The organism is Allobosea sp. OK403, assembly GCF_900113835.1.
Classification (GTDB): Bacteria; Pseudomonadota; Alphaproteobacteria; order Rhizobiales; family Beijerinckiaceae; genus Allobosea.
Genome location: NZ_FOQV01000003.1, coordinates 271,370 through 284,748, shown reverse-complemented (window position 1 = coordinate 284,748; position 13,379 = coordinate 271,370). Strand labels below are relative to the sequence as shown.

Here is a 13,379-nt window from a genome sequence, read left to right as displayed (position 1 = left end):
AGCGCCCTGGCCGGCTCCCGAATCAGGGAACTCGGGGAGCTCAGCCGAGCGTCCCTCAGCCGAGCGTTCTGGCGACCAGATAGCAGCCCAGCGCCAGCAACCCTGCGAAGAAGCACATCTTGAAGGTCGAAGCCGAGATCCGCAGCCGGATCGCCGTGCCGACGGCCATCCCGGCCAGCGCAGGCACTAGCGCCAGCAGTGAATGCCAGGCGACGCCCATATTCAATGCGCCGGCGCCGACCAGCCCGAAGGACAAGGCGAGCGTCGAGACGATGAAGGAAATGCCGAGCGCCTGGATCAGCTCGTCCTTGTCGAGGCCGAGCGCTTGCAGATAGGGCACAGCCGGCAGCACGAAGACGCCGGTGGCGGAGGTCGCGACACCGGTCGCGATACCGATGATGGGTCCGAGCCAGCGTTCGGCCTGGGCGGGCACGCGTAGCTTGGCGGCCTTCAGGCCGACCAGCGCATAGAGCACCAGTGCGATGCCGAGCCAGAGCGTGGCCGAGCCGTCCTTCTGCTGCTGGAGAAGCCCGGCACCAGCCCAGGTGCCGATGCAGATGCCCGCCAGCATCGGCCAGAGCCGAAGCAGGATGGCTTTCAGGCCGGGGCCGGTCGCGATCTGCCAGCCATTGGTGATCAGGTTAGGAACCACCAGCAGGGCGGCCGCCTGGGCCGGCGCCATCACCACGCCGAGAATGCCGACCGCGATGGTCGGCAGACCGAGCCCGATGACGCCCTTGACGAAGCCGGCAAGCAGGAAGGTCGCGGCGATGAAGAGGATGAGGTGCAGGTTTTCCATGGCCGGTTTTCTGGCATTGTTGCCGCATCCTGTCGCCGCTCGATACTACGGTTGCGGCCGTAGCATTCCGGCTTGGTCTCGCCCGTGCCGAGGAGCAAGATGCCCGCATGAGCACGCACGGTCCTTATCTCGCCGAGATCGCCCATCTGATGGGAGACCCCGCCCGCGCCAACATGCTGCACGCGCTGATGGATGGGCGGGCGCTGACCGCCAAGGAATTGGCCTATCTAGCCGGCGTTGCGCCGCAGACCGCAAGCGGCCATCTCGCCAAGCTGATGCAGGGCGGCTTGCTCGACGTCGCTGCGCAAGGACGCCATCGCTATTACCGGCTGGCGAGCGCCGAAGTCGCGACCGCGCTGGAGGGGCTGATGGTGCTGGCCGGCACGCAGCCCACCAACCGCCGCTTGCCTTCGCGCATCGGCGAGGAGTTGAGCCGGGCGCGCACCTGCTACGATCATTTCGCCGGCCGGTTGGGCATCGGCATCCATGACGCGCTCGTCGCGGGCGGGCATCTGAATGTCGCCGATGGTGGCTATGGCCTCAGTGTCTCCGGCGAAGCAGTGTTCGCCGCGCTCGGCGTCGACCCCGCGTCGCCGAAGGGGCGCCGCGCTGCCCTGCGCCCCTGCCTCGACTGGAGCGAGCGCAAGCCGCACCTCGCCGGCAGCCTTGCCGCTGCTCTGGCCTGTCGCTGCTTCGAGACGGGCTGGGTGCGCCGCAAGAAGGACAGCCGCGCCGTGGTCCTGACCGAAGAGGGCAGGGCAGCCCTGGGCGCCGCGTTGCCGGGCTTCCGCTGCGACGAACCGGAGGCCGTCAGCCCCGCCGTTCGAGCGCCTGAGACAGCCTTCGCTTGACCTCGTCCTTGACCGGCTCGGAGGCGTCCAGGATCGCCTGCGCCTTGAAGAAGTCGAGCCCGCCGATGCCGTCGACGCCGGCGCGGATCAGGATATCGGGCGGCTGACGCTCGACCATGCGCTGCACGATCGTCCGCGTCAGGATCTGGCTGACCCCGAGCATCGCTTCCAGCGGCTCGGGGATGCGCATCTCGCTGACGGTTGCGGGCGCGCTGGTGTCGACAGCCATGACGATACGGCCCGGTGCCAGCAGGCGGTCATAGGGCAGGGGATTGATCGCGCCGCCGTCGATCAGCACATGGCCGTCGATGACGACCGGCCGGATCAAGCCCGGGATTGCAAGCGAAGCCGCAACCGCCGGCGTCAATGGCCCGTCGCTCAGCAGGACCTCGGCATGGAGGTGGTAGTCGGTGGCGAGCGCCGCGAAGGGGATCTGCAATTGATCGAAGCGGTCGGGCACCGCGTCCGGCCAGAACAGGTCGAGCATGCGCTCGCCATCGATCAGCACAGGGTTGCCGAGACCGCGCATCAAATCGGTGAACTTGCCGATGCGGGCGTCGAGCAGCCTCGCGATCACCCGGGCACGGTCACGGAAGGTCAGCGCGACATGCTCACGCAGCTCCTTGCCCGAGAGGCCTGCCGCATAGGCTGCCCCAACGATCGCGCCCATCGAGCAGCCGGAGATCAGAGTAGGTCTGACACCGAGCTCATCGAGCGCTTCCAGCACGGGGATATGGCTCAAGCCCCGCGCCCCGCCCGCGCCGAGCACCAAGAACAGCTCCGGCTCGAGCTCGGATTCGCCGGAAGGCGCCCGGGACGGCGTGGGTAAGGGATTCCGCGACATGCCGGCGCCTCAGGCGCGTCCCGCCTCGGCCTTCACAGCCGCCGCGAGATCGCCAAGGCTGGTGAAGCGGACATCGTAATGCGGCATCGCGCCCGGGTTCATCGTGGCGCCAAAACCCTCATCGGCATGGCGTCGATAGATCCAGCAGGAGGCGAGGCCGATCGCATTCGCCGGCTTGTGGTCGTGGAACATGCTCTCGGCGGTGTGGAGGATGTCGGCCTTGGCGATGCCGCGATCGGCAAGCGAGGTCAGCATGTAGTCGAAATTGGCAGCGGCTGGCTTGTAGCTGCCGATATCCTCGGCTGTGTAGATCGCATCGAAGGCCACGCCGAGCCTGGCATCGCTGAAGGCGAAGGATTCGTTGTCGACATTGGACAGGATGACGAGCTGATAGTGCTGCTTGAGTTCGCGCAAGGCCTCGACCGTGTCAGGGAAAGCCGGCCAGTCCCGGACCGAACGCCCATAAGCCAGGCACTCTTCCCAGCTCACCGTCACGTTCCACTCTTCCGCCAGGCGCTTGTAGACCACGGCGAGAAGCTCCCGGTAGAGCTTGCCCGGCGTCTGCAATTGCTGGCGCGATTCGTGCCGGGCATGCGCCTCGAGCACGTCATTGCGGCTCAGCGGCCGCGCGACCTTGCTGACGAGCGGCTGCAGTGCTGCGACCATCCCGCTCTCCCAGTCGATCAGCGTGCCGTAGCAATCGAAGGTCAGGGCTTTGAAATCGGTCAGTTTCATCGAGAGCTCCTGATCGGAATGCCGCGGAGGTTAGAGCATCGGCCCGAAAAGTGGGAACCGGTTTTCGGAGCAAGCCGATGCAAGATCACGAGAGCATCGGCCCGAAAAGTGGGAACCGGTTTTCGGGACAAGCCGATGCTGTAGGGCAGCCAACCTGGCCGAGGCTTCCCGATCCGGCGACGCCCAACCATTCCTTGCAAGCGTCAGGCGGCGGGCTTGGACAAAAACGGAAGCAGGGCCGCGAGCGTGGCCGAGGGGTTCTCCTCGGGCAGGAAGTGGCCGCTGTCGACCGCCAGCCCCTCCGTCTGCGGAGCGAAGGTCGTGCGCCAGATCTCGAGTGGGCTTGCCCCCTTGGCCGGGATGCCGGCCTCACCCCAGAGCGCCAGCACGGGGCAGAGGATCTTTTTGCCGGCGGCGAAATCGGCCTGATCCTGAGCGAGATCGGTCGTCGCGCCGGCGCGGTAATCTTCGCAGGCGGCATGGATGCGGGCGGGATCGTTGAAGGATTCGCCATAGGAGGCGAGGGCGAGCCGGTCGAAGAGCTTGAGGTCCTTGGCGCGGGTCCAGCTTGCGATGGTGTGGTCGAGCCAGCCGAGCGGGTCGGCCTTGATCAGGTTCTCCGGAACCGGCTCGGGCTGGGCCAGGAAGGTCCAGTGATAGACCTGCATGGCGCGTGCCGCATTCATGCCCTCCCACATCGAGAGCGTCGGCAGGATGTCGAGCAGGGCCAGGCGCTCGACCCGGCCGGGATGGTCGAGCGCCAGCCTGTATGCGACGCGCGCACCGCGATCATGCCCGACGACGGCGAAGCGGACATGCCCGAGCGCCTGCATTACTGCGACGATGTCCTCGCCCATGCCGCGCTTGCTGTAGGTTTGCTTGCCGCCGTCGCCATGGGGCGCCGCCGACCAGCCATAGCCGCGCAGGTCCGGGCAGATGACGGTATGCGTCTTGGCGAGTTCCGGCGCGAGCTTGTGCCATTCGGCATGAGTCTGCGGAAAGCCGTGGATCAGCACCACGGGCGGCCCCTCGCCGCCGACACGGGCGAAGATGCTGCCGACGGGCCCGTCGATCCAATGCGCCTTGAAGCCGGGAAACAGGGAGTCGAGATTGCTCATGTTTCGATACTCCGATGAGCGGCGCCGGTGTCGCTGCGAGCGCGAGCATGGCTCTTTTTACCAGCTTCGGGAACCGATCATGGCAGCAGCTATCGTGCGCGATCGGACGCTGCGTCGTCTCGCGATCTCAGCCTTCGCGCTCGCGCTTCACCGCCTGCCAGCCGATGTCGCGGCGGCAGAAGCCGCCTGGCCAGTCGATGAGATCGACCGCCGCATAGGCGCGTCCTTGCGCCTCGCTGACGGTCTTGCCGAGGCCGACGACATTCAGCACCCGCCCGCCATCGGCGACGAGGTCGGTGGCCGTCTGCTTCGTCCCGGCATGGAAGACGAGCACATCGTCCAGCGCCGCGGCTTTCTCGACGCCCTTGATCACGCTGCCCTTCTCAGGTCCGGACGGATAGCCCTTGGCCGCCAGCACGACGGTCAGCGCGGCCTCATCCGACCAGCGCAGGTCGAAGGAGGCGAGTACGCCGTCGCAGGAAGCGAGCAAGGCCGGCACGATGTCGCTCTTCAGGCGCGGCATCAGCACCTCGCATTCGGGGTCGCCGAAGCGGACATTATATTCGATCAGCTTCGGTCCCTGCGCCGTGATCATCAGGCCGGCATAGAGAATGCCCTTGAATGGCATGCCGCGCTTGATCATGCCGGCGAGCGTCGGCCGGATGATCTCGGCCATCACCTGCTCTTCCAGCGCCGGCGTCATCACCGGGGCGGGTGAATAGGCACCCATGCCGCCGGTATTGGGGCCGGTATCGCCGTCGCCGACGCGCTTATGGTCCTGGGCGGACGCCATTGCGATGGCATGCGCACCATCGCAAAGCGCGAAGAAGCTCGCCTCCTCGCCGATCATCCACTCCTCGATCACGACCTCCGCGCCGGCCGCGCCGAGCCCGCCCGAGAACATCATGTCGATGGCTTCGTTCGCCTCGGACAGCGTTTCCGCCATGACCACGCCCTTGCCGGCGGCAAGCCCGTCGGCCTTGATCACGATCGGCGCGCCCTGGCGCGCGACATAAGCCTTGGCCTCGTTCGCATCGGCGAAGCGGCCGAAGCCGGCGGTCGGGATGCCGAATTCGGCGCAGAGCTCCTTGGTGAAGGCCTTCGAGCCTTCGAGCTGGGCTGCGGCCTTGGATGGGCCGAAGGTCTTGATGCCGGCGGCGATGAGATCGTCGGCGATGCCGTCGACCAGCGGGCCTTCCGGGCCGATAACGGCGAGATCGACGCCATGCAGCTTGCAGAAGGCCGCGACGGCCGAATGATCGGCGATGTCGAGCACGACATTCTCGCCGCATTGTGCGGTACCGGGGTTGCCCGGCGCGATGTAGAGCCGGTCGCAGAGCGGCGAACCCGATATCGCCCAGGCCAGCGCATGCTCGCGTCCGCCCGAACCGATCAAAAGGATGTTCATCGTGGTCTCCTTGCGTGTGGACGTCCGTCCACCCGCACTGGTTCCGGATCTGAAATCTGAAGGCGGCAATAGCCGCCGGGCGCGCAGACGGCAACGCTTCTGCTCGGCCATCCACGCCGCTATGGTCGCGCCATGGATATCGAATCGCCTGACGTAAAACCCTCCAACACGCCGGAATGGTCGGTTTCCGACCTTTCGGGTGCGCTCAAGCGCACATTGGAAGATGCCTTCGGCTTTGTACGCGTACGCGGCGAGATCTCGGGCTATCGCGGCCCGGTCGGCTCCGGCCATGTCTATTTCTCGCTGAAGGACCAGAACGCCAAGATCGACGCGGTGATCTGGAAAGGCGTCTTCGGCCGGCTGAAGACGCGGCCTCAGGAGGGGCTGGAGGTCATCGCCACCGGCAAGATCACCACCTTCGCCGGCAAATCGAGCTACCAGATCATCATCGATTCGCTGGAGCCCGCCGGCGTCGGCGCCCTGATGGCGCTGCTGGAGGAGCGCCGCAAGAAGCTTGCGGCGGAAGGCCTGTTCGATGAGGCGCGCAAGCAGCTCATTCCCTATCTGCCTGGTGTCATCGGCGTCGTCACCTCGCCGACAGGCGCCGTCATCCGCGATATCCTGCACCGGCTGGAGGATCGGTTCCCGCGCCATGTCCTGGTCTGGCCGGTGCGCGTGCAGGGCGAGACCAGCGCCAATGAGGTGGCCGCTGCCATCACCGGCTTCAATGCATTGCCCCGGGGCGGGCGCATTCCGCGCCCCGACGTCATCATCGTCGCGCGCGGTGGCGGCTCGCTCGAAGACCTGATGGGCTTCAACGAGGAGGCGGTGGTGCGCGCGGCTGCCGCCTCGCAGATCCCGCTCGTCTCGGCCGTCGGCCACGAGACCGACTGGACCTTGATCGACCATGCCGCTGATCTGCGCGCCCCGACGCCCACAGGCGCGGCCGAAAAGGTCGTACCGGTGCGCGCCGAGCTGATGAGCCTGGTCGCTGACCTGTCGCGCCGGCAGGCGGGCGCGATGCGCCGCCTGTCCGATCGCCGCCGCAGCGATCTGCGCGCGCTCGCCCGTGCCTTGCCCGCGCCGGAGGCGGTGCTGTCGGGCCCCCGCCAGCGGCTCGATCTCGCGGCGACGCGGCTCGCACCGGCGCTGGCCCGCAATGCGCGAGCCCATGAAATGCGTTTGGCTGGCCTTGCGCAACGGCTTGGCCGGCATTCGCCGTCTGCGCGCCTGGCCGGCTATGCGGCCAGGCTCGATGGCTTGTCGAACCGCTTGCGTGCCGGCCGCGATGCCTTGCTGCGCGCGGAGACATTGCGGGTTTTGCGGGCAGCCGAGCGCATCGGCGATCTCGCCCAGCGCTCTCGCCGCGCTTTTGCCCAGGGCGTCATGCGCCGCCGCGACGGGCTCGGCTCGCTCTGGGCGCTGATGCGTTCGCTGGGGCCGGACTCCGTCCTGGCGCGCGGCTATGCGTTGGTGCGCGATGAGGCCGGGGCGCTGGTGCGTGGTGTCGCACAGGCGCATGCCGGCCAGGGCTTGAGCGTTCAGGTCAGCGATGGCCGCTTCGCTGTCACGGTCTCGGGAGGAGGGGATGCACCGCCGCCCCGGCCCGCGCGCCCGCTGCGCAAGGAGGCGCCGAAGGGGGGGCAGGGCGATCTGTTTTAGCTCGGTTTCGTGTGGAGCGGGGCGTCAGGAGATCAGAGCCCCTTCAGGAAAGCCTTCACGCGTTTGAGCGCATCCTCACGCGCGGCGGGGTTGGTGCCGACCATGGCCTTGCCCGTCCCCGTCGCCGAATAGGCGATGTCGGAGCGCTCCTTCACCTCCAGACGCGGGTGGTCGAAATCGTGCACGGCGCCCGCATAGACCACGAGGTCGACCTTTTCGCCGCGAGCTTGCGCGGCTTTCGCCAGGAAGTCGCAAGGGGCGGGCGGTGTCCAGTCGTCGGCTTCGCCCACAAGGATCAGCACCGGCAGCCTTGCGGCGAAGCTGGCCGATTCCGATTGCTGGCGGCAGCTCGGATAGAAGGCGATGGCACGGGCGAAGTCGGGCTTGCCGTCGGCCGGCCGCCGGTCCTTGCGGATTGCCGCCAAGACGGCCGATCCGCCACCTGACCAGCCCATCAGCGCGATCATATCCGCTCGGACATCCTCGCGCGTCTGCAGCCAGCGGCGCGCGGCGGCCGCGTCCGCAACGCGTTCCCGGCTTGGGCGTACGGTCACGTCCTTGACGCCGCATTGCGAGCCGAGCCGGCGCGAGCCGTAGCTGTCGGGCATCAGGACCATCAGCCCGGCCTGCGCGAGCTGTTCGCCCCAGTCGGAATGCCGCAGCGACAATGTGCCGTTGTCGCGCCATAAACCGTTGCAACCATGCAGCGCTACGACGGCGGGAAACGGTCCCGGCCCCGCCGGCCTGTAGAGCACAGCGTCGATTTGTCCGTCGTCATTGGGAATGCGCACGTGCTCGTAACCGCCGGCTGAAGCGGCCGAAGACAGAAGCAGTACAGCTCCGGTCAGGGCTGCCAGAGCATTGTGCGAAAAAGCGGGTACCGGTTTATCGCTTGAGCAATGCTCTAGACTGTTAGAATCGATCAGGTTTGACGCCTTCGGACGGAATCGTCGGAAGGCGACGTGATCGAGGAGACGCATCAAGCTGGACATCATTGACGGGCACGCTATCACAGAGTGAGGATTATTTCGATAATCCGTTTTCCGATCAACGGTTTCGATGCATTCGAGATGAATATCAGCGAACGTCCCCCGATGCCTGGACCAGAGGCCGCCATCGACTACGGCCATGGCGAGTTCCGCGTCGTGCGGCCCGGCGCCTTCGTGCGCTGCGCGGTCACGGGTGCGCCGATCCGTCTCGACGATCTGCGTTACTGGTCGGTCGAATGGCAGGAAGCCTATGTCTCGCCCGAGGCCGTGCAATTAAGGCTGCGCCGCGCCGGCCGCAGCTGAGGCCAACGCGCTCCTCACCAGGCCAGTAAGGCGCGCTGGATCCTCGAAGGCGAGCGCGACCGGCACGACGACCAGCAGCTCCCGCTCGGTCTCGGGCCAGAGCGGGCCGAGCTTGGTCATGTCCTTCTCGGTCGTCGCGATCAGGCAGCCCAGCGTCCGCGCCTCGGCAATCAGGCTGGAGACATCGTCCGCGCTATAGGGATGGTGATCGCCAAAGGCGCGTTGCGACAGGATCTTGGCCTTGGCCGCGAGAAGGGTCGCTGCGAATTTCTCCGGCCGGCCGATGCCCGAGACGGCGATGACCGGATGTCCCTCCAGGAGCGAGGCTGTCTCTCGCGACGGCTCGAGCCGGGCCCGCAACAGCTCCAGGCCCGCCATTTGCGCCGCGAGCGCCACGGCGTCTCCCGCCGCTCCGTCGCCGATCATGAGGATGGCGTCGGTCGCCGCGAACTGGCCGGCGAGCGGCGCCCGCAGCGGGCCGGCGGGAACGCACAGGCCGTTGCCGACCCCGCTCGCGCCATCGACCACCGCGATCCGCAGATCCTTGGCCAGAGAGGGGTTCTGCAGCCCGTCATCCATGACGATGACGCTGGCGCCGAGCCGTTTGGCGAGGCGCGCGCCGGCGGCTCGCTCGCGCGCCACGATCGTGCGTGCTTGAGCGGCTAGAAGCAGCGCCTCGTCGCCGATATCGCTGGGGCCGTGGCGCGGCTCGACCTCGATCGGCCCGGCAAGGGCGCCGCCATAGCCACGGGTCAGCATGAAAGGCGTCTCGCCCAGGCTCCGCAGCAGCGCCGCCAATGCGATTGCGGTCGGGGTCTTGCCGGCGCCACCGGCGACGAAATTGCCGACGCAGATGACGGGGATGCCGGCCTTCGCGCCGCGCCTGCACATGCGCAGGCGCGTGATCGCGCCATAGAGCCAGCCGAAAGGTTGGAGCAGACGCGCCGGCGCTCCGGGGCGTGGCCGCCACCAGAATTCCGGCGAGCGCATCAGGAGGCCGTCTCGCGTAGGCCGATCGCGACGCGCATCAGCAAGGGCTCGATCGTCTGCATCGTGCGGTTGAGCGCTCCGCCGAGCTGGTGACTGGTCTGGGCCGCCGCGCGCGCCGCTTGCCGGGCCGCTGCAGGGTCGCTCAGCCAGCGATGCACCGCGCCGGCCAGCGCCTGCGTATCGGCGACCTCGCGAGCGCCGCCGCCGCGGTCGAAGGCCGCGAAGACGTCGGTGGCGTTATGGACATAGGGCCCGTGCAGCAGGGCGCAGCCGAGCTTGGCCGGTTCGATCGGATTATGGCCGCCGACAGGCGTGAGCGAACCGCCGATGAAGGCCACTTGCGAGAGGCGGTAGAACAGGCCGAGCTCGTTGACCGTGTCGGCGATGTAGAGTTCGACATCGCGCTCCGGCATGCCGCCTTGCGAGCGCTGCGCCGTGGCGATGCCGTTGGCCTGCGCCAGCGCATCGATCTCGGCGCCCCGCTGAGGGTGGCGCGGCGCGATGATGGTGAGCAGCTTCGGCAGATGCGCCTTGAGGCCGAGATGCGCCGCGATCACCTGCTCGTCCTCGCCCGGATGGGTGCTGGCCGCGATCCAGACGGGCCGCCCGGTGGTCAACCCATCGAGGATCGCCAGCGTGTCGGCATCGGCGGGCGGAGCAGGCACGTCGAATTTCAGATTGCCGGCGATGCTGACCCGGGGCGCGCCGAGCTGCGCCAGGCGTTCGCCGTCTCCCTGCGACTGGGCGAGGCAGGATTCGAAGCAGGAGAGCAGATAGCGCGAGGTCTGCGGCAGCTTGTACCAGCGCTTGAACGAGCGCTCCGACATGCGCGCATTGACCAGGACCAGCGGAATCGCGCGCTTGCGCGCCTCGATCATCAGATTGGGCCAGATCTCGGACTCGCAGATCAGGCCGAGCTCCGGCCGCCAATAGTCGAGGAAGCGGCGCATATAGCGCGGCACGTCGAGCGGCAGATATTGATGGATCACGCCGGCAGGCAGCCGTGCGGCGAGCAGTTTCGCCGAGGTCACCGTGCCCGAGGTCACCAGCACCGCGAGCCCGCGCCGCTTCAGCTTCTCGACCAATGGCAGCAGCGTCACCGTCTCGCCGACGCTGGCGCCATGCAGCCAGACCAGGGTTTTGTCCGGGCGCCGGACGCCTGGATAGCCGCGCCGCTCGGCAAAACGCGTCGGGTCTTCCTTGCCGCGCCGCCGCCGCCAGAGCAGCAGCCCCGCGGCCGCCGGCTCGAGCAGCGCGCTCATCACGCGGTAGCCCTGCAGGATGGAACCCTTGCCGATCATGCTGCTTTGCCTGCGGTCGCTCGTGCGGCCGGCTGGGTCTGCCTCAGCCCTTCGCCAGGGTCGCGCGCGCCGATCAGCGCATAGGCGCGGGCATGGACGGCGTCGAGGCCTGCTTCCAATGCGAGGCGTGCGGCCTCGCAGGTTGCTTCGTCCGCTTCCCGCTCGACGCGGATCGCCTCGCCGACGACGATCGCACCGCGCCCGAAGGGCAGGCCGATCGAGGCGCGGTCCCAGCTCTTGAAATCGATGCGCCGGCTGGTGACGACGGCGATCGGGTGGATCGGCCGGCCCGATGCGCGTGCCAGGGCGATGATGCCGGGGCCGGCGATGCGGGCGCGCTTGGGAATATCGGCGGTCAGCACCATGGTTTCGCCAGCGGCCAGCCGCCGCATCATGGCGAGGAAGGCGCTGGCGCCGCCCTTCTCCCGGATCTTCTTGCCCAGAGCGCCCGACCCCCGGATCGCGCCGATGCCGAGCTGGCGCAACGCGACCGCATTGAAGCCGCCATCGCCATGGCGCGAGACCAGGGAGCAGGCTGGCATCCAGTCCGGCCGGGAGAACGGGATCATGATGTGCTGGCCGTGCCACATCGCAATGATCAATGGCAGTTCGGGGCGCACCTTCTCATAGATGTCGGCTGGCTCGACGACGAACCGGTTCGTGCGGCGCACGAGCTTGAGATAGCTGGCCAGGAGCCGGCCGAGCGTCTCCTGCGCCGCGCGTGTCTTGAGAAGGGAAAAGCCCATTGCTGATGATTGAACCGATAAGGGAAGATTGAGGCCGTGATCTGACCACGGACGCTAGAGCAGGATGCGAAAAAGTGGGAACCGGTTTTCGCATCGATCCCGCTCTCACTCTTGGATGAGAGAGGAAATCATCCGGCTCTAGCGCGCCTGTCGCAGCCTGACGGTTCAGGACTTGACGGATTCAGGACTTGGCGGGCTCGGGATCGAGCAGGCGGTGCAGATGGACGATGAAATAGCGGGTCTGCGCCTGGTCCACGGTCGCCTGCGCCTTCGCCTTCCAGGCGGTATGGGCGCTGGCATAATTCGGGAACACGCCGACGACGTCGACCTTGGCGAGATCCTTGAAGGTGATGCCTTCGAGCGAGCTCAGCTCGCCGCCGAAGACGAGATGGAGAAGCTGTTTCTGTTCCGGTTCCATATCGATCCCTCCAGCCATGTGCGCCCGATTGCGGCACCAGATAAGCCATTCACGCCGAAGGCGCGAGTGCCGAACGCCCTGCGTTCTGCAATTCCCGGTCCGCAGAGGCTGTTACGATCCATGGGGCCGATTTGACGCAGGCGATTTTGCGCGAATGCCAGAGTTCGAGGACGCAAGCCTTCCGGCTTGCTACGAAGAACGACGCCGCAGTCGCGCAAAAGCGCCGCGCCCTACGGGTGAGGTGAAAACGGCGGAGCTGCAGCGTCGCATCGCTTGCCGATACCGATGGTATCGCCCGCGCAATGCTCCTCCCATCTCCGCCGTTTTGACCTCATCAAATCGGCCCCATGGTTCATAACAGCCTCTAACTGCTTGAAAGTCAGATGCGCTGCGGCTGTCCGTCGCGCAGACGCTGCAAGGCGCGCAGCAGAGGCTCTGCCAGGCCGTTGCTGCTGGCGACGAGCATGCCGTGAACCGGCGTCTCGCGGTTGTAGATCGCAGGCTGGCCCTCGCCGCCGGTCATGCGGCCGCCGGCCTCGTTCAGGATCAGGTCGGCTGCGGCGAGATCCCAATCGCGCGCGTCGGGCGAGATCAGTCCGGCATCGATCGTGCCGTCGGCGATGCGCGCAAGTCTGAGCGCGAGCGAAGGAATCTTATCGGCGGGCTCGAAGGCCTCCAGACGCGCCAGCGCATCCAGCATTGGCTTGGGGCCGGCGATGCGCGCCTCCTTCAGGCTCGCGATTTGCGAAGCCGAGATCGCGGCGCCGTTCAGGAAGGCCCCGGCGCCGCGTATGGCGGTATAGGTTGCGTTGCAGGCCGGCGCATGCACTGCGCCCAGGATCGGTACGCCCTCGTCGAGCAGGGCGACGCAGACGGCCCAATCCGGCGAGCCGCCCATGAAGGCGCGCGTGCCGTCGATCGGATCCACGACCCAGACGAAGCGGCGCGACAGCCGCAGGGCATCGTCGACGGTTTCCTCGGAGAGCCATGCCGCGTCGGGCAGCAGGACCGAGAGCTGGATGCGCAGGAAGGTGTCGACGCCGATATCGGCTTCGGTGACCGGCGAGCCGCCGCTCTTCGACCAGGTCCGTGCCGCCGTCGTCTCGCCGGGACGAAATAGCGCGAGCGCGATCTCGCCCGCTTCGATGCAGCTTGCGCGAACCGCCGGCAGGAGATCTGAGGCGATGGGCATCGGGAGCCTATTCATGATGCGTT

At 67.3% G+C, this 13,379-nt stretch carries 14 protein-coding genes; 3 read left to right on the top strand and 11 right to left on the bottom strand.

All coding sequences use genetic code 11. From position 1 onward, the window contains the following. Positions 1-55: 55 nt before the first annotated feature. The gene (locus BMZ97_RS12695) at positions 56-799 is read right to left on the bottom strand and encodes a sulfite exporter TauE/SafE family protein (RefSeq protein ID WP_092169689.1); all 744 of its coding nucleotides are present in this window, start codon (positions 797-799) and stop codon (positions 56-58) included. A 107-nt stretch (positions 800-906) separates the two neighbouring features. Here BMZ97_RS12695 and BMZ97_RS12690 point away from each other — a divergent pair, with 107 nt between their 5' ends. After that, positions 907-1,650 (top strand): ArsR/SmtB family transcription factor, encoded by a 744-nt coding sequence (locus BMZ97_RS12690; protein ID WP_092169687.1) that lies wholly within the window; start codon positions 907-909, stop codon positions 1,648-1,650. Here the strand turns inward: BMZ97_RS12690 and BMZ97_RS12685 are convergent. The 4 genes from BMZ97_RS12685 to purD all read right to left on the bottom strand — a co-directional run bounded on the left by BMZ97_RS12685 (position 1,610) and on the right by purD (position 5,755). Next, a complete protein-coding gene (locus BMZ97_RS12685; RefSeq protein ID WP_092169684.1) occupies positions 1,610-2,494 on the bottom strand; it encodes a patatin-like phospholipase family protein in 885 nt (294 codons plus the stop codon). The two genes, BMZ97_RS12690 and BMZ97_RS12685, sit on opposite strands and share 41 nt — an antisense overlap. Positions 2,495-2,503: 9 nt before the next feature. After that, positions 2,504-3,229: a haloacid dehalogenase type II gene (locus BMZ97_RS12680; protein WP_092169682.1), complete on the bottom strand. Its 726-nt coding sequence runs from the start codon at positions 3,227-3,229 to the stop codon at positions 2,504-2,506. A gap of 203 nt (positions 3,230-3,432) precedes the next feature. Then, on the bottom strand, positions 3,433-4,347 hold the full coding sequence (locus BMZ97_RS12675; RefSeq protein ID WP_092169679.1) for an alpha/beta fold hydrolase: 915 nt from the start codon (positions 4,345-4,347) through the stop codon (positions 3,433-3,435). Positions 4,348-4,474: 127 nt separating this feature from the next. Then, complete coding sequence (gene purD, locus BMZ97_RS12670; protein ID WP_092169676.1) at positions 4,475-5,755, bottom strand: phosphoribosylamine--glycine ligase; 1,281 nt, start codon at positions 5,753-5,755, stop codon at positions 4,475-4,477. Positions 5,756-5,887: 132 nt separating this feature from the next. Here purD and xseA point away from each other — a divergent pair, with 132 nt between their 5' ends. Next, positions 5,888-7,417 (top strand): exodeoxyribonuclease VII large subunit, encoded by a 1,530-nt coding sequence (xseA, locus tag BMZ97_RS12665; RefSeq protein ID WP_092169674.1) that lies wholly within the window; start codon positions 5,888-5,890, stop codon positions 7,415-7,417. A 32-nt stretch (positions 7,418-7,449) separates the two neighbouring features. Here the strand turns inward: xseA and BMZ97_RS12660 are convergent, their stop codons facing one another. After that, positions 7,450-8,547, bottom strand: coding sequence for a dienelactone hydrolase family protein (locus BMZ97_RS12660; protein ID WP_244546384.1), 1,098 nt, complete (start codon positions 8,545-8,547; stop codon positions 7,450-7,452). On the opposite strand from BMZ97_RS12660, the gene BMZ97_RS12655 reads away from it, so the two are divergent. Next, on the top strand, positions 8,512-8,709 hold the full coding sequence (locus tag BMZ97_RS12655; protein WP_244546383.1) for a DUF2093 domain-containing protein: 198 nt from the start codon (positions 8,512-8,514) through the stop codon (positions 8,707-8,709). The genes BMZ97_RS12660 and BMZ97_RS12655 overlap by 36 nt on opposite strands. Here BMZ97_RS12655 and lpxK read toward each other — a convergent pair. The 5 genes from lpxK to BMZ97_RS12630 form a co-directional block, all read right to left on the bottom strand. Next, on the bottom strand, positions 8,680-9,699 hold the full coding sequence (gene lpxK / locus BMZ97_RS12650; RefSeq protein ID WP_092169671.1) for a tetraacyldisaccharide 4'-kinase: 1,020 nt from the start codon (positions 9,697-9,699) through the stop codon (positions 8,680-8,682). The genes BMZ97_RS12655 and lpxK overlap by 30 nt on opposite strands. Beyond that, on the bottom strand, positions 9,699-11,000 hold the full coding sequence (locus BMZ97_RS12645; protein WP_092169669.1) for a 3-deoxy-D-manno-octulosonic acid transferase: 1,302 nt from the start codon (positions 10,998-11,000) through the stop codon (positions 9,699-9,701). The genes lpxK and BMZ97_RS12645 overlap by 1 nt, the downstream gene beginning before the upstream one ends. Further along, on the bottom strand, positions 10,997-11,746 hold the full coding sequence (locus BMZ97_RS12640; protein WP_092169666.1) for a lysophospholipid acyltransferase family protein: 750 nt from the start codon (positions 11,744-11,746) through the stop codon (positions 10,997-10,999). Before BMZ97_RS12640 ends, BMZ97_RS12645 begins: the two co-directional genes overlap by 4 nt. A 181-nt stretch (positions 11,747-11,927) precedes the next feature. Beyond that, positions 11,928-12,164: a DUF4170 domain-containing protein gene (locus BMZ97_RS12635; protein ID WP_092169663.1), complete on the bottom strand. Its 237-nt coding sequence runs from the start codon at positions 12,162-12,164 to the stop codon at positions 11,928-11,930. A gap of 379 nt (positions 12,165-12,543) precedes the next feature. Beyond that, a complete protein-coding gene (locus BMZ97_RS12630) occupies positions 12,544-13,356 on the bottom strand; it encodes a 3'(2'),5'-bisphosphate nucleotidase CysQ (protein WP_092169661.1) in 813 nt (270 codons plus the stop codon). Positions 13,357-13,379: the final 23 nt, after the last annotated feature.